Source organism: Citrobacter sp. 50677481, assembly GCF_001463265.1.
In the GTDB taxonomy this organism is placed as follows: Bacteria; Pseudomonadota; Gammaproteobacteria; order Enterobacterales; family Enterobacteriaceae; genus Citrobacter_A; species Citrobacter_A sedlakii.
On record NZ_LNHZ01000048.1, the window covers coordinates 104,281 to 126,804 of the forward strand.

The following is a 22,524-nucleotide window of genomic DNA, read 5'->3' on the forward strand; positions in this document are numbered from 1 at the left end:
ATTCCGATTCATATCAATAATCCATTTTTTCCATTCTTTATACTGAGTCGCAATATTGATACCGGACAAACTCATGTCAGTAAGCGCATTTAACCGACGCTGGGCGGCGGTCATTCTGGAAGCATTAACTCGCCACGGTGTCAGGCATGTCTGCATTGCCCCTGGCTCGCGTTCCACGCCCCTCACGCTGGTGGCGGCGGAAAACGCGGCATTTATTCACCACACGCATTTCGATGAGCGTGGACTTGGTCATCTGGCGCTGGGACTGGCAAAGGCGAGCAAACAGCCGGTGGCGGTAATCGTCACGTCCGGTACGGCGGTGGCTAACCTCTATCCGGCGCTGATTGAAGCGGGGCTGACCGGTGAAAAGCTGATTCTGCTGACGGCCGATCGCCCCCCTGAACTGATCGACTGCGGTGCGAATCAGGCCATTCGCCAGGCAGGGATGTTTGCGTCCCATCCGTCGCAAACGATCTCGCTGCCGCGTCCGACGCAGGATATTCCGGCAAGCTGGCTGGTTTCGACCATCGATAACGCGCTGGCGTCGCTGCATGCTGGCGCCGTGCACATCAACTGTCCCTTTGCCGAACCGTTGTATGGCGATATGGACGACACGGGACTGGCCTGGCAGCAGCGCCTCGGCGACTGGTGGCAGGATGACAAGCCCTGGCTGCGCGAAGCGCGTCGGCTGGAAAGTGAAAAGCAGCGCGACTGGTTTTTCTGGCGCCAGAAGCGAGGGGTGGTCGTTGCCGGGCGCATGAGCGCGGAAGAGGGTAAAAAGGTTGCCGAGTGGGCGCAAACGCTGGGCTGGCCGCTAATTGGCGATGTGCTGTCGCAAACCGGACAACCGCTGCCCTGTGCCGATCTGTGGCTCGGGAACGCGAAGGCGGTCACCGAACTGGAACAGGCGCAGATCGTCGTACAGTTGGGCAGCAGCCTGACCGGGAAACGGTTGCTGCAGTGGCAGGCAACCTGCACGCCGGACGAATACTGGATTGTCGATAATATCGAAGGGCGGCTGGATCCGGCCCATCATCGCGGTCGCCGTCTGGTGGCGAAAATTGGCGACTGGCTGGCATTGCATCCGGCGGAAAAACGCAAGCCCTGGTGCGTGGCGATCCCGCGTCTGGCTGAGCAGGCCTGGCAGGCGGTGGCGGCGCGTCGTGACGCGTTTGGCGAAGCGCAACTGGCGCACCGCATCCGCGACTATTTGCCCGAACAGGGACAGTTGTTCGTCGGTAACAGCCTGGTGGTGCGCCTGATCGATGCGTTTTCACAGTTACCCGCGGGATATCCGGTATACAGCAACCGTGGGGCGAGCGGCATTGACGGCTTATTGTCAACCGCCGCGGGCGTACAGCGCGCCAGCGCCAAATCAACGCTGGCGATTGTCGGCGATCTTTCGGCGCTCTACGATCTTAACGCGCTGGCGCTGCTGCGCCAGGTATCCGCGCCGTTCGTACTGATTGTCGTCAACAATAACGGTGGACAGATTTTCTCACTACTGCCGACGCCGCAGAGCGAACGCGAGCGATTTTATCTGATGCCGCAAAATGTCCATTTTGAACACGCTGCCGCGATGTTCGAGCTGAAATATTATCGTCCGGAAACCTGGGATGAACTGGACGCGGCGATAGCCGGCGCGTGGCGAACACCCGCGACGACGGTGATTGAACTGGTAGTTAACGATACCGACGGCACCCGGACGTTGCAGCAACTGCTGGCGCAGGTAAGCCATCTATGAACCTGCACGCGCAGGCGAAACCCGCTCAGCCCGGCGCGCCCTGGCTGGTTTTTCTGCACGGTTTTTCCGGCGACTGCCGGGAATGGCAGGCGGTCGGCGAGCAGTTGACGGCGTTTTCCCGTCTGTATGTCGATCTGCCCGGCCACGGCGGTTCCGCTGAGATTCGCGTAAGCGGATTTGCGCAGGTGATCGAATTACTGCGCAGTACTTTAATTAGTTACAACATACTGAACTACTGGCTGGTGGGTTACTCGCTCGGCGGCAGAGTGGCGATGACGGCAGCCTGTCAGGGGATGACCGGACTGTGTGGCCTGGTGGTTGAAGGCGGTCATCCGGGACTACAAAGTGAGGCGGCGCGCGTCGCGCGCCGTCGTTCCGATGCTCACTGGGCGCAGCGTTTTCGCCAGGAAGCGCTGCGAGACGTTTTCAGCGACTGGTATCAACAACCCGTTTTTGCCTCGTTAAATGCCGGGCAAAGGGCCGAACTGGTTGCCCTGCGAAGCGACAATAACGGCGGCACGCTGGCGGCGATGCTCGAAGCCACCTCGCTTGCGGCGCAGCCCGATTTACGCGCGGCGCTCACCGCGCGGACATTTCCGTTTTATTATTTATGTGGTGAACGTGACAGCAAATTTCGCGCGCTAGCGGCGGAATTAGCGGCGGAAAGCCATGTGATTCGTAACGCCGGACACAACGCGCACCGGGAAAATCCCGCTGGCGTGGTGGCATGTCTGGCGCAGATTCTGCGTCTCTGACTAAAGGACACACTATGATCTATCCTGATGAAACAATGCTTTACGCACCGGTTGAATGGCACGACTGCTCTGAAGGCTACACCGATATTCGCTATGAGAGGTCCAGCGACGGTATTGCAAAAATCACCATTAACCGTCCACAGGTGCGCAACGCTTTCCGTCCTTTGACCGTTAAAGAGATGATCCAGGCGCTGGCGGATGCCCGTTATGACGACAACGTGGGGGTGATTATCCTCACTGGCGAAGGTGACAAAGCCTTTTGCGCGGGTGGCGACCAGAAGGTGCGCGGCGACTACGGCGGTTACCAGGACGACTCCGGCGTACATCACCTGAACGTGCTGGATTTCCAGCGCCAGATCCGCACCTGTCCGAAGCCGGTAGTGGCGATGGTGGCCGGTTATTCCATCGGCGGCGGCCACGTGCTGCATATGATGTGCGATCTGACCATCGCAGCGGAAAATGCAATTTTCGGCCAGACCGGCCCGAAAGTCGGTTCGTTTGACGGCGGCTGGGGCGCATCTTACATGGCGCGGATCGTTGGACAAAAGAAAGCGCGTGAAATCTGGTTCCTGTGCCGTCAGTATGATGCGCAGCAGGCGCTGGATATGGGGCTGGTTAACACCGTAGTTCCGCTGGCGGATCTGGAAAAAGAGACCGTGCGTTGGTGTCGCGAAATGCTGCAAAACAGCCCGATGGCGCTGCGCTGCCTGAAAGCCGCGCTGAACGCCGACTGTGACGGGCAGGCGGGCCTGCAGGAACTGGCGGGAAATGCCACCATGCTGTTCTATATGACGGAAGAAGGTCAGGAAGGCCGTAACGCCTTCAACCAGAAACGTCAGCCTGATTTCAGCAAATTCAAACGGAATCCGTAATGCGTAGCGCGCAGGTATACCGCTGGCAGATCCCCATGGACGCGGGGGTGGTTCTGCGTGACAGGCGGTTAAAAACCCGCGACGGGCTGTATGTCTGTCTGCGTGACGGCGAACGGGAAGGGTGGGGAGAGATCTCCCCGCTGCCAGGCTTTAGCCTCGAAACCGTTGAAGATGCGCAGGTGGCTCTGCTGGCCTGGGTTAACGACTGGCTGCTGGGCGGCGAGTTACTGCCGGATATGCCGTCGGTGGCGTTTGGCGTCAGCTGCGCGCAGGCGGAACTGACGGGAATGCTGCCCGCGGCGGCGGACTATCGCGCCGCGCCGCTGTGTACCGGCGATCCGGACGATCTGGTGCTGCAACTGGCCGACATGCCTGGCGAAAAAGTGGCGAAGATAAAAGTCGGCCTGTACGAAGCGGTACGCGACGGCATGGTGGTTAACCTGCTGCTGGAGGCAATACCGGAGCTGCATCTGCGTCTGGATGCCAACCGTGCCTGGACACCGCTGAAAGCGCAACAATTTGCGAAGTACGTCAACCCGGACTATCGCCATCGCATCGCTTTCCTGGAAGAACCGTGTAAAACCCGCGACGATTCCCGGGCATTTGCCCGTGAGACCGGTATTGCCATCGCCTGGGATGAAAGCCTGCGCGATGCCGACTTCGCCTTCGAGGCGGAAGAGGGCGTCCGCGCGGTGGTGATCAAGCCGACGCTGACCGGCTCGCTGGACAAGGTTCGTCAACAGGTTGAGTCCGCACATGCGCTGGGGCTGACGGCGGTGATCAGTTCGTCCATTGAATCGAGCCTGGGTTTAACGCAGTTGGCGCGTATTGCCGCGTGGCTGACGCCGCAGACCATTCCCGGTCTCGACACCCTGAACCTGATGCAGACGCAGCAGCTTCGCCGCTGGCCGGGCAGCACACTACCGTGTACAGAACTTGATGCGCTGGAACGGGTGCAATGAGCTTTTCTGACTGGCCGTGGCGTCACTGGCGGCAGGTAAGAGGGGATGCGCCCGCTCTGCGCCTGAATGATGAGGTACTCACCTGGCAAGCGCTCTGCCAGCGCATTAACGCGCTGGCGGGCGGCTTTGCCGCGCAGGGCGTGGTGGAAGGCAGTGGGGTAATGCTGCGCGCCTGGAACCATCCTCAGACGCTGTTGGCGTGGCTGGCGCTATTGCAGTGCGGCGCGCGTGTTCTGCCGATCAACCCGCAGCTTCCGCAGTCGCTTCTGTCCACGCTGCTGCCGGATCTGACGTTACAGTTTGCGCTGGATCGCGAAGGCGACAATCCCTTTGCTTTTTTGACGACGCTGACGATGCGGGAAGAGGCGGGCGATCATGGCGTGGCCTGGCAACCACAGCGTCTGAGTTCAATGACGCTGACGTCCGGCTCTACCGGTTTGCCTAAGGCCGCCGTGCATACCTGCAAGGCGCATCTCGCCAGCGCCGAAGGCGTCCTCTCGCTGATACCCTTCGGCAAAGACGACGACTGGCTGCTTTCCCTGCCGCTGTTTCACGTCTCCGGTCAGGGCATCTTATGGCGCTGGCTGTTTGCCGGCGCGCGGATGACCGTACGGGAAAAACAGCCGCTGGAGCAGATGCTGGCCGGATGCACCCATGCGTCGCTGGTGCCAACGCAACTGTGGCGGTTGCTGATGAACCAGACGCCCGTTTCGCTGAAGGCGGTGCTGCTCGGCGGCGCGGCGATCCCGGTTGCGTTAACGGAGCAGGCGCGCGCGCAGGGCATTCGCTGTTGGTGCGGCTACGGACTGACCGAATTTGCCTCGACGGTATGCGCCAAAGAGGCCGATGGGCAGGCGGACGTCGGGGGGCCGTTACCGGGACGCGAAGTCAACGTTGTTAATGACGAAGTGTGGCTGCGTGCGGCGAGCATGGCGGCAGGTTACTGGCGAAACGGCAGACTGGCGCCGCTGGTTAACGACGAAGGATGGTTTGCTACACGCGATCGCGGTGTGCTGTCTAATAATAAATTAACCCTTCTCGGGCGGCTGGATAATCTCTTTTTTAGCGGTGGCGAAGGGATCCAACCGGAAGAGGTTGAGCGGGTGATTGCCGCCCATCCGCAGGTGCAACAGGTCTTTATTGTTCCCGTGGCGGATGCCGAGTTCGGCCAACGTCCCGTTGCGGTCGTGGAATATGACGCCAGCGAAGCGGTTCCGGACCTTCGCGAATGGGTGAAAGACAAGCTGGCGCGTTTCCAGCAGCCGGTGGGGTGGTTGATCCTGCCGGATACGCTTAAAAACGGCGGCATCAAAATTTCACGCCGGGCGTTGACCGACTGGGTGCGACAGATTTACGCGGATCGATAATGAATACGCGGGGGGAGCAATCTCCCCGAAAAACGTCATTAAACTCTTCGGGAAATAATTATTAAATAGCGGGTAAAGCAATATTAGCAGGTGAATATTAATTTAACCTTAAGAAATAAAATAAAGACGAAAAAGGGATTGTTCGCCTGAATAACCTTTGCTTTTATTCAGATTTTAAGGCATTTTCACGACACGAATTTTCGACTGGTATACCGAAAGGTAGACCGTATTTTATTTATTTTTATTGCGTGGAAAGTGACGTGTCAGCTTTTTTCCAGTATTTTTCTCATTCCCGAAAATATGCCGCTATTTTGATCGTCAGTCTGGTTGTTCTGATTGGTGTTAGCGGCAAGGTGGCGTGGAGCAGCAACGGTTTGCCGCGCATCAATACCCCGACGCTCGCCTTGCTGGCAAAGCAGCACCCCGTCATCGTTCTGTTTCGCCATGCTGAGCGCTGCGATCGTTCCGAACATCCCTGTCTGTCAGATAAAACCGGTATTACCGCATACGGCGCGCATCAGGCCAGGGCGCGTGGAGAGACGTTCGCCGCACAAATTAACGATTATTCATTATTTGCCAGTCCTGCCGTACGCACTATTCAGTCGGCGACGTGGTTTTCCGGCGGTAAGAAACTCACCGTGGATAACGCGATGCGTACATGTGGAGGCGGAACACAACGGGCTATTCTACGCCTCGCCAAACAGTCACAGGGTAAAAATACGGTTATTTTTACGCATAATCATTGTCTGACGTGGCTGGCGGAAAATATGCGCGGCGTTAAATACGATCCGGGATATCTGGACGCTTTAGTGATGCATGCCGATCACGGTAAGCTTTATTTAGATGGTCAACTGATGATTCAATAATAAAAGCTTATCTCATCAGCGTCTCAATGACAGCCATAAAGGCTGTCATGTTCTGTTAAAGTAATCCTTTCAGCCCCAACGTTTTTCGCGTGGCGATATTCAGATCATATTTCGGTAAATCTTCCGGTTTGACCCAGGCGAAGGCCTGAAACTCTTCGTTAATATGCACTTCACGGTTAGCGGCAATGCAGTCAAAGATCAGGTAAATCATGTAGATCTCTTCCTGACTACCGTCCGGATAGGTTTTAGTACGGATATCATCGCTGAACGTCCAGGGGTTAATATCACTCAGTATCAATTCATCTCCGAGCTCTTCGCGGATCTCACGACGCAGGGCGTCTTCAATTAGCTCCCCCGGCTCCACGCCACCGCCTGATAAGGCCCATTGACCCGGAAAAACACCGCGATCGTCGGCCATCTGGCACAACAGGTAACTGCCATTATTCTGTATTAAGGGGCAAACAATAGTCCTTTGACGCACGATAATGTTCCTTAAAGCAGAGGTAAATGTGCCAGCGAAAAGCATATCGCCTGACAACACGAGTAAAAAACGTCTCTTTTCCAGACAAAACCGGGAATTAATGTAAGGAAGATTGATCAATAAAAAATTGATCCTGGGCAAGCCCCTAATGGCTATACGGATTTCGTTACCGTTTCCCCTTACCAGACCGATCTTATTTAGTTACAAAACCCTGAACTAACCATTTTTTAACACCTTGATTCCTGCGTTAATGACAGTACAATCCGGCGGTTTTGGGACGTTTTGCGCAATTGCTTGCTGGAAAGGGTAAAAATGAAAAAAAGCGTAATAGTTGGACTGGCTGGAATGCTGTTCGTGTCCGCGACCGTGAATGCGATGAGTATCAGCGGCCAGGCGGGGGAAGATTACACCAATCTCGGTGTTGGATTTGGTACGGAGTCCAGCGGCCTGGCGCTGAGCGGTAACTGGATGCACAACGATGACGACGGCGACGCCGCAGGTCTGGGTCTGGGGTTAAATATTCCTCTTGGACCCATGCTGGCAACGGTCGGCGGCAAAGGCATTTATACCAATCCCAAGGATGGTGAAGAAGGTTACGCGGCGGCGGTCGGCGGCGGGCTGCAGTGGCCGATTGGCGACAGCTTCCGTCTGTTTGGCGAGTACTATTACTCACCGGACTCGCTGTCCAGCGGTATTGACAGCTATGAAGAAGCTAACGCTGGCGCACGCTGGACCCTTCTGCGTCCGCTGAGCATTGAAGCGGGCTATCGCTATCTGAATCTGGCGGGCAAAGACGGCAACCGCGACAACGCAATTGCTGACGGTCCGTATGTTGGGGTTAACGCCAGCTTCTAATCGCTTCGGCGCGGCGTCCTGCCGCGCCTGTTTTTTTCTCCTCCTCCTTCTTCATGCGTTATAGTGTTTGCATCATAAAAGCAGGAGAACACGATGTTACACGTGGAGATGCTATCCACCGGGGATGAAGTGTTGCATGGGCAAATTGTCGACACTAACGCCGCCTGGCTGGCCGATTTTTTCTTTAATCAGGGATTACCCTTAACGCGTCGCAACACGGTGGGCGACAATCTTGACGACCTGGTCGCCGTTTTGCGCGAGCGCAGCCAGCACGCAGATGTTCTGATCGTCAATGGTGGGCTGGGTCCCACCAGCGATGATCTGAGCGCCCTGGCGGCGGCGACGGCAAAGGGGGAGGGGCTGGTGTTACATGAACCCTGGCTTGCTGAAATGGCGCGTTTTTTCCGCGAGCGCGGTCGGGCGATGGCGCCCAGCAACCGCAAACAGGCGGAGCTGCCGGCCAGCGCCGAGTTTATCAACAATCCGGTCGGGACCGCCTGCGGCTTTGCGGTTCAGTTGAATCGCTGCCTGATGTTTTTCACGCCGGGCGTGCCGTCTGAATTTAAGGTGATGATTGAGCACGAGATCCTGCCGCGCCTGCGTGAACGCTTCGCGCTGAGCGAAGCACCGCTGTGTCTGCGTCTGACGACCTTTGGACGTTCGGAAAGCGATCTTGCCCAAAGCCTTGACTCGCTGACGTTGCCGGAAGGTGTGACGCTGGGGTACCGTTCGTCAATGCCGATCATCGAGCTGAAGCTCACTGGCCCATACGCCCAGCGTGAAGCGATGCAAACCCTGTGGCAGGAGGTGAAGCGCGTTGCCGGACAAAGCCTGATCTTTGAAGGCACGGAAGGCCTGCCTGCGCAAATTGCCCGTGAACTGCAGAAAAGGCAGCTTAGCCTGACGCTCAGCGAGCAGTACACCGCAGGGCTGGTGGCGTTGCAACTTTCAAGGGCGGGCGCGCCGCTTCTGGCCAGTGAAGTGGTGCCTTCTCAGGAAGAAACGCTGGCGCAAACCGCGCACTGGACGAACGAGCGTCGCGGTAACCATTATGCCGGTCTGGCGCTGGCGGTATCCGGCCTGGAAAACGAGCATCTTAATTTTGCCCTGGCCACGCCAGACGGCACCTGGGCGCTACGGGTTCATTTTAGCGTCACACGGCATAGCCTGCAGGTGCGTCAGGAAGTCTGCGCGATGATGGCGCTGAATATGCTGCGCCGCTGGCTTAACAATCAGGAGATCGCGACAGAGCACGGCTGGATTGAGGTGGTCGAGTCGTTTACGCTGTGATCGCGCTGACTCGCTTGTAAAAAAGTTTCCGGCACACTGCCCGGTTGCGTTACGGCATACCGGGCCTGGGCGATAGCGCTTTTTAAGATGCCCACCGTGGCGTCAGTCGCCATCCGGCAATAAGCCGTCATGCTTGTCCAACCTGTTGTACTTCCGCCGAAAAAATCCGTGCGTTTATTCACATTTTTCCTCATTTTTTTTCCATTCTGCTGGAAGTGAGGCGCGATTTGATGTGCTTCACAAATTTCCCCCCGCGTACCGATCACACTGATTCCAGTATCTCAGACTGGAGTCCAGTATGTTGGAATCAAGTAAAGTGCCGGCGCTTACCCGCGCCATCGACATCCTTAATCTGATCGCGAGGATTGGCCCGTGCAGCGCGGCGACGATCATTGAGACGCTGGGCATTCCCAAGAGCACCGCGTATCTGCTGCTCAACGAACTGAAGCGCCAGCGGTTTATCAGCGTCGACCATCAGGAGAATTTTTGCCTGTGGACCAAACTGGTGGAGCTTTCCGGGCATGCGCTTAGCAAAATGGATCTGCGTGAACTGGCACGCCCGCGCCTGACACAGTTGATGGATGAAACCGGCATGCTCTGCCATTTGGGGATCATCGATCACGAGAGTGCTTACTACATCCTGAAAGTGGAATCTTCCTCCACCATCAGCGTTCGCTCCCACGAAGGTAAAAGCCTTTCGCTTTATCGTTCCGGTATCGGCAAATGTCTGCTGGCCTGGCAACCGGCGCCAGTGCGCAAAGCCATCATTGCGCAACTGGTATGGGAAAAGGCGACGCCGACGACCATTACCGACCCGCAACAGCTTAGCGACGAACTGGAGCGCATCCGCCAGCGCGGATGGAGCTTTGACAACGGTGAAGATTACCCGGACGTGCGTTGCGTCGCCGCGCCAGTTTTTAATGCCAACAATGAACCCGCCGCCGCCATTTCGGTGGTCGGCACCCGATTACAAATCAACGATGAGAACCGTGATTATCTGGCCGGGAAGGCGATTGCCTGCGCGAAGGATATTTCACGCCTTCTGGGATGGAAAAGTCCCTTCGATTCACTCGCATCATAAATGGAGAACATCATGACCCTACCTAAAATTAAACATGTTCGCGCCTGGTTTACCGGCGGCGCTACGGCTGAAAAAGGCGCTGGCGGCGGTGACTATCACGATCAGGGGGCCAATCACTGGATTGACGATCACATCGCCACGCCGATGAGTAAATATCGCGAGTACGAACAGTCGCGTCAGTCTTTCGGGATCAACGTACTGGGCACGCTGATTGTGGAAGTCGAAGCCGATAACGGCCAGACGGGCTTTGCCGTCTCCACGGCGGGCGAGATGGGCTGTTTTATCGTTGAAAAGCATCTCAATCGGTTTATCGAAGGGAAATGTGTCAGCGACATCAAACTGATACACGATCAAATGCTTGGCGCGACCATGTACTATTCCGGTTCCGGCGGTCTGGTCATGAACACGATTTCCTGCGTCGATCTGGCGTTGTGGGATCTGTTCGGTAAAGTCGTTGGCCTGCCGGTTTACAAACTGCTTGGCGGCGCAGTGCGGGACGAAATTCAGTTCTATGCCACTGGCGCCCGTCCTGATCTGGCGAAAGGGATGGGCTTTATCGGCGGGAAAATGCCGACCCACTGGGGGCCGCATGACGGCGATGCGGGGATCCGTAAAGATGCGGCAATGGTCGCCGATATGCGCGAGAAGTGCGGCCCGGACTTCTGGCTGATGCTCGACTGCTGGATGAGCCAGGACGTGAACTATGCCACCAAACTGGCCCACGCCTGTGCGCCTTACAATCTGAAATGGATTGAAGAGTGTCTGCCGCCGCAGCAGTATGAAGGCTACCGAGAACTGAAGCGCAACGCGCCGGCGGGGATGATGGTCACCAGCGGTGAGCATCACGGCACCCTCCAGTCTTTCCGCACCTTGTCGGAAACCGGCATCGACATTATGCAGCCGGATGTGGGCTGGTGCGGCGGCCTGACCACGCTGGTCGAGATCGCCGCTATCGCCAAAGCGCGCGGACAGCTGGTGGTGCCACACGGTTCCTCGGTCTATTCGCATCACGCGGTCATTACCTTCACGAATACGCCATTCAGCGAATTCCTGATGACCAGCCCGGACTGTTCAACGATGCGCCCGCAGTTTGACCCGATCCTGCTCGATGAGCCGGTGCCGGTGAACGGACGCATTCATAAATCTGTACTGGATAAGCCTGGATTTGGCGTCGAGCTTAACCGCGACTGCAACCTGAAACGCCCTTATAGCCACTAATGACCTGTGCGTTGCCGTTCATCCGGCAACGCCCTCCCTGTTGAGGATCTTGCTATGAGTACCACTTTGCTTGACCGCGTCGTAAAGAAAAACCGCGCGCGTTTGATCCCGTTCATGCTCACGCTGTACGTACTGGCGTTTCTGGATCGTTCGAATATTGGCTTCGCCAAAGAGACCTATCAAATTGATACCGGGCTAAGCAATGAAGCCTATGCGCTGGGGGCGGGGATTTTCTTCGTGGTCTACGCCTTTCTCGGGGTGCCTGCCAACCTGCTGATGCGCAAACTGGGGGCGAGAACCTGGATCGGCACCACCACGCTGCTGTGGGGCTTTCTCTCCGCGGCGATGGCGTGGGCGGATACAGAGGCGAAATTCCTGATTATTCGTACCCTGCTGGGGGCGGCGGAAGCCGGTTTCTTCCCCGGCATGATCTATCTGACCTCGCAGTGGTTCCCGCAGCGCACCCGCGCAAGCATTATGGGGCTGTTCTATATGGGCGCGCCGCTGGCGCTGACGCTGGGGTCGCCGCTTTCCGGCGCGCTGCTGGAAATGCACGGCTTCATGGGGCATCCGGGATGGTTCTGGATGTTCGTTATCGAAGGTTTACTGGCGGTTGGCGCAGGCGTGTTCACGTTTTTCTGGCTGGACGACACGCCGCAACAGGCACGTTTCCTGAGCGCAGAAGAAAAGGCCGCGCTGATAAGCCAACTGGCGAGCGAAGAAGAGAAGAAAGTCACGTCAAAACTCACCGATGCCCTGCGTAACGGACGCGTCTGGCAACTGGCGATCATTTACCTGACGATCCAGGTAGCGGTGTACGGCCTGATCTTCTTTCTGCCGACGCAGGTGGCGGCGTTGTTGGGCACCAAAGTGGGGTTCACCGCGTCGGTGGTCACCGCCATTCCGTGGGTCGCCGCGCTGTTTGGCACCTGGCTCATCCCGCGCTATTCCGACCGCACCGGCGATCGCCGAAATGTCGCCGCGCTGACGCTGTTAGCGGCTGGCATTGGTATTGGGCTTTCCGGGCTGGTTTCTCCGGTGCTGGCAATACTGGCGCTTTGCGTCGCGGCGGTGGGCTTTATTGCGGTACAACCGGTGTTCTGGACCATGCCGACGCAGCTGCTTTCGGGTACGGCGCTGGCGGCGGGGATCGGCTTTGTTAACCTGTTTGGCGCGGTAGGGGGATTTATCGCGCCGATCCTGCGCGTGAAGGCGGAAACGATGTTCGCCAGCGACGCGGCGGGTCTGCTGACTCTGGCCGGGGTCGCCATCATTGGCGCGTTAATCATCTTCACTCTGAGCGTGAACCGTGCCGCGTCGCAACCGGGTGCTGCGCATCAATAATTTTATCCACGTTGTAAGGATCATTATGAACGCATTGTTAGCAAACCCTTTTAAGGAAGGTTTACAAAAAGGGGAAGTGCAAATTGGGCTGTGGCTGAGTTCGACCACGTCTTATATGGCGGAAATTGCCGCGACCTCCGGTTATGACTGGCTGCTGATCGACGGTGAACACGCACCGAATACGGTGCAGGATCTGTATCATCAATTACAGGCTATCGCGCCGTATGCCAGCCAGCCGGTGATCCGGCCGGTTGAGGGAAGCAAAGCGCTGATTAAACAGGTGCTGGATATCGGTGCGCAAACGCTGCTAATCCCGATGGTCGATACCGCCGAACAGGCGCGTCAGGTAGTTGCCGCCACCCGTTACCCACCGCTTGGCGAGCGCGGCGTCGGGGCCAGCGTCGCGCGGGCGGCACGCTGGGGACGTATCGACAACTACATGGCGCAGGCCAACGAATCGCTGTGCCTGCTGGTACAGGTCGAAAGCAAAACGGCGCTCGACAATCTCGACGCTATTCTCGACGTGGACGGCATTGACGGCGTGTTTATTGGCCCGGCGGATCTCTCTGCGTCGCTGGGGTATCCGGATAACGCCGGACACCCGGACGTGCAGCGCATCATTCAGGAAAGCATTGCTCGCATACGCGCCGCCGGTAAAGCGGCAGGGTTCCTCGCGGTTGACCCGGCCATGGCGAAAAAATGCCTGCAGTGGGGGGCTAACTTCGTCGCCGTGGGCGTCGATACCATGCTTTATACCGAGGCGCTGGATCGCCGACTGGCGATGTTTAAAGCTGTCGGTTCAGCGACCCCGGTAAAAAGTAGCTACTGAGTAAACGTGCCGGATGGCGACGCTTCGCTTATCCGGCCTGCTTATGGCATCAGTGGTGGCTGGCTATGACCTCATCAACAGAGATACCGGTGATGGTCAGCACCAAATCACGTTCGATCCCTTTCTCGATCATCATTCGCGCAATGCGCAGCGCCTCTTCTCTGGTGCCTGTTTGCTTACCTTCGTGTAATCCTTGTTCAAGCCCTTGCTGAAGGCCTTTTTGCAGCCCCTCCTGCAATCCATGACGGTGGCCTTCCTGCCGCAGTCGTTCTGCAATCGTCATCAGTCTCTCCTTATGATGGGGGGAACGTTCGGCGACCTCGCGGATAAACTCGCTAAAGCGCGTCGCATCGCCGTACTGCACCAGATAATTAAACAGCGTTTGCAGCTGGCTGTCATTAGCAATACCGGTAACTAACAGCGTCACCAGCCGGTCAACCAGACCCATCAGATCGCGATCCCGGATATGCTTTTGCATAAGCTCAAGCAGAGCAACGCGCTGGTGTTGCATGATTTCATCGTCAGGCACCACCGTTATGTCCACCAGCGGAAAGGCCTCCGTATAGAGCTGCCGCGCCAGCTGCGGATTATCAAATTCGTCCAGCCAGTTTAGCGACCAGGGATACGGACTTTGCACGCCGTGGTAAAACAGCATCGGGATCACCAGCGGCAGCGTTTTATGCCCGGCATCCAGATGATGTTGCATGGCTGCGGTGGCATAGCGCATGAGCCGAAAGGCCATATGTGGCACGGCAGTGCTCTGATGTTCAATGACGCAATAGATATAGCCTTCGCCTTCTTTTGTTTTCAGCGACCACACGACGTCAGAATAATATGCGCGGAGATCCTGTTCGATAAACGTGGTGGCTTCCAGCCTGAGCGTTGTTAAATCGCACATTTCGCGCAATGGCGCGGGAAGGTGGATAGTGAGAAAGTCCCGTGCCACTTCAGGACTGGAAATCAGCTTTTTAAACACCGCATCGTGCGGAGTGGATGTGGTTGAATGCGTCATGGTAGTCCGTCACCTTAACATTGTGTTGTCGTGACGTTACAGGCTGATGGCGCGGGTTGCATTAGTTGAATTCAGGCTTTGCGCGGCGGGACGAGGGAAAGTTGCTTGCGGTTGCAACGTATACAGTTTTATGGAAAGAATCACGCAAAAATGCCGGATGCAATCCGGCATGGATGTGATGTTCAGGCTCTGCGTTTTGCGCCGTCAGGTAAGTGCGTTAGCCGAGCGCCTGCGCTAACAGCGTTATCGGATGTTCGCAACGCTTGCTGGTGGACATCTCAATTTGCCATTTGCAGGTTTCGCAGTCGGTGACCACGATATCTGCGCCGCTCTCTTCAATCTGTTTAAACAGCGGCGCGCCAATGGACTGCGAGGTGGGGTAGTTCTCTTTCTTAAAGCCATAGGTTCCGGCGATTCCGCAGCACTGAGAGTCCAGCACCGTTAGCTCCAGACCCGGTATACGGCGCAGCAGTTCAAGGGTATACAGCGTCCAGCCCATTTTTTCCATGTGGCACGGCGTGTGATAAACCACTTTCAGCGGCAGCGTTTTCAACGGCAACGTTTTGCCTTCATCAAGTCTGCGCCACAGCCAGCGGGTCGCCAGTTCGATGTGCTCTCGCAGACCGCGGTTGTCGACATCCAGCACTTCCGGATACTCGTCGCGCAGGGCGAAGGTACAGGTGGAGGAGGTGGCGATAACGGGGATGCCTTTTACCGCTATCGCTTCGCGCAGCGATTCGACGTTCGTCACCGCCTGCTTACGCGCTTTGTCGGTGAAACCGTTGGCGATAAGTGGTACCCCGCAACACTTCTCTTTGCTCAACAACTGGACGCCGGTGCCCATGGCGTTCAGCACCTTAATTAAGTCCTTTCCGAGTTGCGGATGGTTGTAATTGACAAAACAACCATGAAAGAAGGCGACCTGATCCTTATACTGCGCCTGCTGCTGCGCCACGCTGCGATACCAGCGACGGAAGGTGCCAAACGAGTATTTGGGCAGGGTGCGACGATGGTCGATTTTTAGCGCGTAATCAAGCAACTGGCGCACCGGTTTTAGCGATGTTGCGGTATTCACCACCGGGGCGAACGGCGTAGAGACGCTTCCCATCAGATCCGTATGGCTGAGGATGAAATTGCGTAGCGACGGGCGCGAAGTGTCATATTTTGCCCGCGCGCGCTGAATGATATCGCCAATCTTCACATCAGACGGACACGCCACTTCGCAGCGCTTGCAGTTAATGCAATATTTCAGCGCCTCATCGTATAGCGCACCGTCTTTCAGACGCAGACGCTCGCCGTCGGGTCCGGCCTGTTTGGGGCCGGGATAACCGGGATTGACGCGGCTGACCGGACAGGCGGTGGTGCACACTGTGCACTTGATGCAACTTTCAAAACGGGTATCGCTCATTGCTCACCTCCTGCACGTTTTGCGATCTCATGGGCGGCGTGTAAGGCGGTGACGGCGCAGACGCCGCCGCCGCATCCCTGGGTTATCGGGTCGAATCCGCCGAGCACCGAACCAATGGCAAACAGGTTTTCTACCGTTTGCCCGGCCAGCGATGGACGTAACGCTGCGTCGGTGGTGACGCCAAACTGCTGCCAGGGTTGGGCGTCAAAGAAATCTTGTCGGTACCACCCGGCGCGGTTGGCCGTTTGCTGAACATCCAGTCCAAGAATCGGTTCGCGAATGCCCTGACGGTCAGCCACCAGCCCACTGCTGAAGAAGCTGCCGCTGGCCAGTACCGCGAAGCGCGGACGGAGTGGAATATCAGCATGATTGCGGGTCCAGATTTCGCTCACCGCGCCGTTTTTGCAGGTCACTTTCTTCACTTCATCGCCTGGCATCCAGATCCCGCCCTGACGTACAAACTGGCGCTGAAGCTGATTATGCAGACGAATGCCCAGCACAGACGGCGGCAGGGTCGGCAGCAGCGTCAGCGGACACGGCAGGCGCGCGTTGAGCCAGCGCCATAGGCGCTCATCCGCGAGGCCAAAGCAGGCGGGCATCATCACCATCTCGCAGCTTTTCGCCACGGGTAACAGCGCGTCGAACAGCAGCGGCCATTTGTCTTCGTTGTCAAGAAAACGCGCAATGTTCACCGCGCGAAACTCCGTGGCGTTGTCGCGTAGCACGTCCAGTTCGGGCAGGTCGATCTCCGCCGTGTCGACCGTCAAACCGGCCTGCTGCAGAGAGGCGGCGGCAAGATGCGCCTGAAAATCGAGCAGACCGGTGATACCGACCACGCACAAGTGTTTTGCGGTAAGCGGCCAGACCGGAATTTCCGGCGCGCTAAGCCAGGTTGTCCGCAGCGTGCCCAGCGGGGTGACGCGCTGATGCGATTGCCTTACGTCGCCCTGCATCTGCGCACCGGATGCCTGCAGCACTGCCTGTGCTTGCTGTGCAAGCTGTAGCACATGTTCTGTTCCCAGTTGTGAATAAGGGTGGGCAGGCGCCTGTTTTTGCAGTGCGTCCAGACCGGCAGCGATATCCGTTACCGGTTGTCCATCCGGTAATGCGCTGAGCAGATCCAGCGAACCGGAGGAGAAGTGCAGCGCGCTTTGCCCGCGGGTGACGATCGCACAGCGCTGGCCATGTTTTTGCAACTGCAAACCGCAGAGGAGTCCGGCCAGACCGCCGCCCATAATGACTGTATCAAATCTCATCGCGCGGCTCCTTTTCCAGACCACATAAGCCCTGGTATACCCAGCGGGTGAATTCGCTTTCGCGCAGCGCGTCGCCCCAGGCGATAGGCTGCACGCCTTTCCAGCGTTCATTTAAGAAATCAGAGAGTTGGCTGATGGATTGTGTGGCGGTGGTGATATTAAAACGTTGCAACAATCCGGCGGCACGGCAGGCGCACAGTTCACCCTGGCAGGTGCCCATGCCTACGCGGGTACGGCGGCGCAGGTCAAGCAGGCTGTTCACGTTTAAATTTTCCACCGCGTACTGGACTTCGCCAGCGGTGACGGCTTCACATTCGCAAACCACGCTGCGATGCTGACGTCCCTGGCTTAACCACGCCGGCGTGCGATCGCCGTGGCGATAAACGGCGGAGCCGCGCAGCGGCGCGGGCAGGGAGATCACGCGCTTAAGGGTGGTTTCTGTCGGTTCGTGCGAACCAGGCAGCGGCGTGTCGGCGGTCATGCAGGGGCGAGTATTACCCAGTTTGCGACAGACCGCATCGGTGGCCCACTCCGCCATCAGGCGGTAGGTCATCAGTTTGCCGCCGGTAATGGTGATAAATCCGTCCAGACCATCGCGTTCCGCATGGTCGAACAGCACAATACCGCGGCTGACGTTGCGTCCGCTCGGATCGTCGTCGCTGGCGACCAGCGGCCTTACTCCGGAGTATGCGCGCAGGATACGGGTCTTCGCCATCACGGGCGCCAGTTTTTCCCCTTCACGCAGCAGAATATCCACTTCCTCGGCGGTGACGCGGTTGCTGTCGATATCGTTGTAATCAATGTGGGTTGAGGTGGTGCCAATGAGTGAAATGGTGTCGCCCGGCACCAGAATATCGGCATCGGACGGCTTACGGCAGCGGTTTATCACATGTTGATTAATACGGTGATCCAGAATCAGCAGCGATCCTTTCGCCGGGAACATGCGGATGCTCAGGTCGGCGTATTCCGCGATTCGTTGCCCCCAGATCCCGGCGGCATTGACCACCACTGGCGCATGCAGCGTCTGCGTTTCGCCAGTCAGCGCATTGCGTACATGCACGCCGCTGACCGTTGCCCCTTCGCGGATCAGGCCGGTCACTTCATGAGCGGTCAGAATAACTGCGCCATGCTCCTTCGCATCAAGCATATTCGCCGCCGTGAGGCGGAACGGATCGACCGTGCCGTCAGGGACTTTTACCGCGCCAGTCAGCTGTGGATTGACTGAGGGTTCAATTATGCGCGCCTGCTGCGGATCGATCACCTCTGCGCGGATCCCGGCCTCTTCGCAGGCGCGAATAAACGTGGCCTGGAATGCGAGGTCGTCTTCGGGCAGGGTAATAAACAGACCGTCCGTCGGTTCAACGCAGTGACGGGCGATACGTTTTAAAATCTGGTTTTCGCTGATGCACTCGCGGGCGGACTCTGCGTCAGTGACCGCATAGCGCGCGCCGCTGTGCAGCAGACCGTGGTTGCGCCCGGTCGCGCCGGTGGCGATGTCGTGGCGTTCAACTAACATAACGCGCAGGCCGCGTAGCGCGCAGTCACGAGCAATACCGGCCCCCGTGGCGCCTCCACCAATGATAATCACGTCAGCAGTTTGCGAGTCGCGAGTTTTCATTGTTTTCCCTCACAGTTCGTTTTTTATCATTTAGCCACATAAAACGCATGGTTTGTTTGATTTCGCGCATATTCGCTCATGATTCGAAAATGAAACGTGATTTCGTGCGCCTTTCTGAACATTTGTCATAAAACTGTAACAATATGTGCTGTAATTCACATTAACCGCATGTATCTTTACTTAACATCGCGGCCACACTGGAAGCAGCGGGGTTGTTTGTACGAACTGCGGTGTTGACCACTTATAAAGAGACGGGCCACGGAGGCTACATTATGTTGAGTATTTTTAAACCAGCCGCGCATAAAGCGCGCTTGCCGCAAGCGGAGATTGATCCGACCTATCGTCGGCTCCGTTGGCAGATTTTCCTGGGGATATTCTTTGGCTATGCCGCGTATTACCTGGTGCGCAAGAACTTTGCGCTGGCCATGCCGTATCTGGTGGAGCAAGGGTTTTCGCGCGGCGATCTCGGTTTTGCGCTGTCAGGGATTTCCATCGCTTACGGATTTTCGAAATTCATCATGGGGTCGGTGTCCGACCGCTCGAATCCGCGCGTTTTCCTTCCCGCCGGTCTGATTCTCGCGGCGGCGGTTATGCTGTTCATGGGCTTTGTGCCGTGGGCGACATCGAGCATTGCCATTATGTTTGTCCTGTTATTCCTGTGTGGCTGGTTCCAGGGGATGGGGTGGCCGCCGTGTGGTCGTACTATGGTGCACTGGTGGTCGCAGAAAGAGCGCGGCGGAATCGTGTCGGTATGGAACTGCGCGCATAACGTCGGCGGCGGGATCCCTCCACTGCTGTTCCTGCTTGGTATGGCATGGTTTAACGACTGGAAAGCCGCGCTGTATATGCCTGCGTTTGGCGCAATCATCGTTGCGCTCTTTGCTTTCGCCATGATGCGCGACACGCCGCAGTCCTGCGGCCTGCCGCCGATCGAAGAGTACAAAAACGATTATCCGGACGACTACAACGAAAAAGCGGAAGAAGAGCTGACCGCGAAGCAGATTTTCATGCAGTACGTGTTGCCGAACAAACTGCTATGGTACATCGCTATCGCTAACGTCTTTGTTTATCTGCTGCGCTACGGCATCCTCGACTGGTCGCCGACCTATCTGAAGGAAGTGAAGCATTTTGCGCTGGATAAATCGTCCTGGGCTTATTTCTTGTATGAATATGCAGGCATTCCGGGCACCCTGTTGTGCGGGTGGATGTCGGATAAAGTGTTCCGCGGCAACCGTGGCGCCACCGGCGTATTCTTTATGACCCTGGTGACCATTGCGACCATCGTCTACTGGATGAACCCGGCGGGCAACCCGACTGTCGACATGATTTGCATGATCGTCATCGGCTTCCTGATTTACGGTCCGGTTATGTTGATTGGTCTGCATGCGCTGGAACTGGCGCCGAAAAAAGCGGCAGGGACTGCGGCAGGCTTTACCGGTCTGTTTGGCTATCTCGGCGGTTCTGTGGCGGCGAGCGCGATAGTGGGTTACACCGTTGACTTCTTCGGCTGGGACGGCGGCTTCATGGTGATGATTGGCGGCAGCATTCTGGCGGTGATCCTGCTGGTTATCGTCATGTTCGGCGAGAAACGCCATCACCAGGAGATGATGCTGAAACGCAACGGAGGCTAATGTAATGAAAATGACGTTTAAGAATCTGAGCCTGGCGCTGATGATGAGCGGGATGGTGCTGGGAAGCAGCGCGCTGGCTGCCAGCGATAACGACAAAGTGGTGATTGCGCACCGCGGCGCAAGCGGCTATCTGCCGGAGCATACGCTGCCTGCGAAGGCGATGGCTTACGCCCAGGGAGCGGATTACCTGGAGCAGGATCTGGTGATGACGAAGGACGACCGGCTGGTCGTCCTCCATGACCACTATCTTGATCGCGTCACTGATGTCGCTGAGCGCTTCCCGGATCGCGCGCGGAAAGACGGACGCTATTACGCTATCGACTTCACCCTTGAGGAGATCAAATCCCTGAAGTTTACCGAAGGGTTCGACCTGGAAAACGGCAAGAAGGTGCAAACCTATCCGGGCCGTTTCCCGATGGGAAAATCGGATTTCCGCGTGCATACTTTTGAAGAAGAGATCGAGTTTGTGCAGGGGCTGAATCACTCTACCGGCAAAAACATCGGCATCTATCCGGAAATTAAAGCGCCGTGGTTCCACCATCAGGAAGGAAAGGACATTGCGGCAACCACGCTGGACGTGCTGAAAAAGTACGGCTACAGCGACAAGCAGGATAAGGTTTATCTGCAAAGTTTTGACGTCGCGGAACTCAAGCGCATCAAAAACGAGCTGGAGCCAAAGATGGGGATGGATCTCAACCTGGTGCAGCTCATTGCGTATACCGACTGGAATGAGACTCAGGAAAAACAGCCGGACGGAAAATGGGTGAACTACAGCTATGACTGGATGTTCAAGCCCGGGGCGATGAAGCAGATTGCCGAATACGCCGATGGCATTGGCCCTGACTATCATATGCTGATTGATGAGACGTCGAAAAAAGACAACATCATCCTGACTGACATGGTGAAAGACGCGCACCAGAATAAGATGACGGTTCATCCTTATACGGTACGCGCGGATCAACTGCCGGACTACGCCGCGAATGTCGACCAGCTTTATGACATTCTTTACAACCAGGCGGGTGTTGACGGGCTGTTTACTGATTTCCCCGATAAAGCGGTAGTGTTCCTGCGTAAAGAGTAAACCGCGCCGTATCAACCTTACCACTGCACCCAAAAGCGGTTTTTCGCGCACCCGGGTGCAGTTTTTATTTTTACCCTCCTGGCCGCGCAGCCGAGCGTGAAGTCCGCAACCGAACATCACCTTCTCAAGTATTTCTTATGTAAGCGATCTATATTTCCTGTCTAAATCGTTTTCCACGTGACTATAACGGATGGTGAAAGATGGCGCAGGACGTTCTGCAGTCAACCTTTTATGACTGGTGGGCCACGGAAGGGGATTGGGTGGAAGAACCTAACTCCCGACGCAAAGGCATGAGCGGAGTACAGTGTATTGAGCGGGACGGAACCCGGCTGTACGTGAAGCGGATGACACAACATCTATTTTACTCGCTGCGTTATCCGTGGGGGCGCCCGACGATTGTGCGTGAAATCGCGGTGATCAAAGAACTGGCGCGAGCTGGCGTTATCGTACCGAAAATCGTATATGGCGACGCGATGAAAGTTAACGGCGAGTGGCGCGCGTTACTTGTTACTGAGGACATGAGCGGCTTTGTCAGCATTGCCGACTGGTACCACCAGCATGCGCTAACGCCCTATCCTGATGATCTGCGGCAGGACATGCTCAAAGCCGTGGCGCTGGCCTTCAAAAAGATGCATGCCGTGAACCGTCAGCACGGTTGTTGCTATGTACGTCACATCTACGTAAAAACGGAAGGTGAAGTGGAAGCCGGATTTCTCGATCTGGAAAAAAGCCGTCGCCGCTTTCGTCGGCGTAAAGCCGCGCAGCACGACTTTTCCCAGTTAGAGAAAAACCTGCATCCGATTCCGCAAGCGGACTGGGAGGCGGTTAAAGCGTATTATGCCGCGCTGTAATAC

Annotated in this window: 20 protein-coding genes; 15 read left to right on the plus strand and 5 right to left on the minus strand. The window is 56.8% G+C overall.

All coding sequences use genetic code 11. The annotated features are described in order from the left end of the window. The first annotated feature begins 73 nt into the window (after positions 1-73). From menD to APU02_RS12060, 6 genes are all read left to right on the plus strand, one after another. The gene (gene menD, locus APU02_RS12035) at positions 74-1,744 is read left to right on the plus strand and encodes a 2-succinyl-5-enolpyruvyl-6-hydroxy-3-cyclohexene-1-carboxylic-acid synthase (protein WP_060570116.1); all 1,671 of its coding nucleotides are present in this window, start codon (positions 74-76) and stop codon (positions 1,742-1,744) included. Beyond that, positions 1,741-2,499: a 2-succinyl-6-hydroxy-2,4-cyclohexadiene-1-carboxylate synthase gene (menH, locus tag APU02_RS12040; protein ID WP_060570117.1), complete on the plus strand. Its 759-nt coding sequence runs from the start codon at positions 1,741-1,743 to the stop codon at positions 2,497-2,499. Before menD ends, menH begins: the two co-directional genes overlap by 4 nt. A gap of 14 nt (positions 2,500-2,513) precedes the next feature. After that, positions 2,514-3,371, plus strand: a complete 858-nt coding sequence (gene menB, locus APU02_RS12045) for a 1,4-dihydroxy-2-naphthoyl-CoA synthase (RefSeq protein ID WP_060570118.1) — start codon at positions 2,514-2,516, stop codon at positions 3,369-3,371. Further along, entirely contained in the window at positions 3,371-4,333 is a 963-nt protein-coding gene (gene menC, locus APU02_RS12050; RefSeq protein WP_060570119.1) for an o-succinylbenzoate synthase, read from the plus strand. The genes menB and menC overlap by 1 nt, the downstream gene beginning before the upstream one ends. Next, entirely contained in the window at positions 4,330-5,700 is a 1,371-nt protein-coding gene (gene menE / locus APU02_RS12055; protein WP_060570120.1) for an o-succinylbenzoate--CoA ligase, read from the plus strand. Before menC ends, menE begins: the two co-directional genes overlap by 4 nt. 260 nt (positions 5,701-5,960) lie before the next feature. Continuing rightward, complete coding sequence (locus tag APU02_RS12060; RefSeq protein WP_042290640.1) at positions 5,961-6,566, plus strand: histidine phosphatase family protein; 606 nt, start codon at positions 5,961-5,963, stop codon at positions 6,564-6,566. 55 nt (positions 6,567-6,621) lie between these two features. On the opposite strand, the gene nudI is transcribed toward APU02_RS12060, so the two are convergent. After that, positions 6,622-7,047, minus strand: coding sequence for a nucleoside triphosphatase NudI (gene nudI / locus APU02_RS12065; RefSeq protein WP_042290638.1), 426 nt, complete (start codon positions 7,045-7,047; stop codon positions 6,622-6,624). 312 nt (positions 7,048-7,359) lie between these two features. On the opposite strand from nudI, the gene APU02_RS12070 reads away from it, so the two are divergent. The 6 genes from APU02_RS12070 (at position 7,360) to yfaU (ending at position 13,664) form a co-directional block, all read left to right on the plus strand. Beyond that, a complete protein-coding gene (locus APU02_RS12070; protein WP_042290635.1) occupies positions 7,360-7,902 on the plus strand; it encodes a YfaZ family protein in 543 nt (180 codons plus the stop codon). Between the two features lie 93 nt (positions 7,903-7,995). Beyond that, the gene (locus APU02_RS12075) at positions 7,996-9,192 is read left to right on the plus strand and encodes a nicotinamide mononucleotide deamidase-related protein YfaY (protein ID WP_060570121.1); all 1,197 of its coding nucleotides are present in this window, start codon (positions 7,996-7,998) and stop codon (positions 9,190-9,192) included. Positions 9,193-9,490: 298 nt separating this feature from the next. Next, the gene (locus tag APU02_RS12080) at positions 9,491-10,273 is read left to right on the plus strand and encodes an IclR family transcriptional regulator (protein WP_042290625.1); all 783 of its coding nucleotides are present in this window, start codon (positions 9,491-9,493) and stop codon (positions 10,271-10,273) included. 12 nt (positions 10,274-10,285) lie between these two features. Then, entirely contained in the window at positions 10,286-11,491 is a 1,206-nt protein-coding gene (gene rhmD, locus APU02_RS12085; RefSeq protein WP_060570160.1) for an L-rhamnonate dehydratase, read from the plus strand. Positions 11,492-11,545: 54 nt separating this feature from the next. Further along, positions 11,546-12,835 (plus strand): MFS transporter, encoded by a 1,290-nt coding sequence (locus APU02_RS12090; protein WP_042290623.1) that lies wholly within the window; start codon positions 11,546-11,548, stop codon positions 12,833-12,835. Positions 12,836-12,860: 25 nt separating this feature from the next. After that, positions 12,861-13,664 carry a 2-keto-3-deoxy-L-rhamnonate aldolase gene (yfaU, locus tag APU02_RS12095; RefSeq protein WP_042290620.1) on the plus strand — a complete coding sequence of 268 codons (804 nt, stop codon included), beginning with the start codon at positions 12,861-12,863 and terminating at the stop codon, positions 13,662-13,664. A 49-nt stretch (positions 13,665-13,713) separates the two neighbouring features. Here the strand turns inward: yfaU and APU02_RS12100 are convergent, their stop codons facing one another. The 4 genes from APU02_RS12100 to glpA all read right to left on the minus strand — a co-directional run bounded on the left by APU02_RS12100 (position 13,714) and on the right by glpA (position 18,958). Further along, a complete protein-coding gene (locus APU02_RS12100) occupies positions 13,714-14,676 on the minus strand; it encodes an Rpn family recombination-promoting nuclease/putative transposase (RefSeq protein WP_060570122.1) in 963 nt (320 codons plus the stop codon). 217 nt (positions 14,677-14,893) lie between these two features. After that, positions 14,894-16,084 carry an anaerobic glycerol-3-phosphate dehydrogenase subunit GlpC gene (gene glpC, locus APU02_RS12105; RefSeq protein WP_060570123.1) on the minus strand — a complete coding sequence of 397 codons (1,191 nt, stop codon included), beginning with the start codon at positions 16,082-16,084 and terminating at the stop codon, positions 14,894-14,896. Then, the gene (gene glpB / locus APU02_RS12110; protein WP_060570124.1) at positions 16,081-17,340 is read right to left on the minus strand and encodes a glycerol-3-phosphate dehydrogenase subunit GlpB; all 1,260 of its coding nucleotides are present in this window, start codon (positions 17,338-17,340) and stop codon (positions 16,081-16,083) included. The genes glpC and glpB overlap by 4 nt, the downstream gene beginning before the upstream one ends. Continuing rightward, positions 17,330-18,958, minus strand: a complete 1,629-nt coding sequence (glpA, locus tag APU02_RS12115) for an anaerobic glycerol-3-phosphate dehydrogenase subunit A (RefSeq protein WP_060570125.1) — start codon at positions 18,956-18,958, stop codon at positions 17,330-17,332. Before glpA ends, glpB begins: the two co-directional genes overlap by 11 nt. Positions 18,959-19,230: 272 nt before the next feature. Here glpA and glpT point away from each other — a divergent pair, with 272 nt between their 5' ends. The 3 genes from glpT to inaA all read left to right on the plus strand — a co-directional run bounded on the left by glpT (position 19,231) and on the right by inaA (position 22,521). Further along, positions 19,231-20,589 carry a glycerol-3-phosphate transporter gene (gene glpT / locus APU02_RS12120; protein ID WP_042290613.1) on the plus strand — a complete coding sequence of 453 codons (1,359 nt, stop codon included), beginning with the start codon at positions 19,231-19,233 and terminating at the stop codon, positions 20,587-20,589. 4 nt (positions 20,590-20,593) lie between these two features. After that, on the plus strand, positions 20,594-21,670 hold the full coding sequence (gene glpQ, locus APU02_RS12125; protein ID WP_060570126.1) for a glycerophosphodiester phosphodiesterase: 1,077 nt from the start codon (positions 20,594-20,596) through the stop codon (positions 21,668-21,670). A gap of 200 nt (positions 21,671-21,870) precedes the next feature. Continuing rightward, complete coding sequence (inaA, locus tag APU02_RS12130; RefSeq protein WP_060570127.1) at positions 21,871-22,521, plus strand: lipopolysaccharide kinase InaA; 651 nt, start codon at positions 21,871-21,873, stop codon at positions 22,519-22,521. The last annotated feature ends 3 nt before the right edge of the window (positions 22,522-22,524 follow it).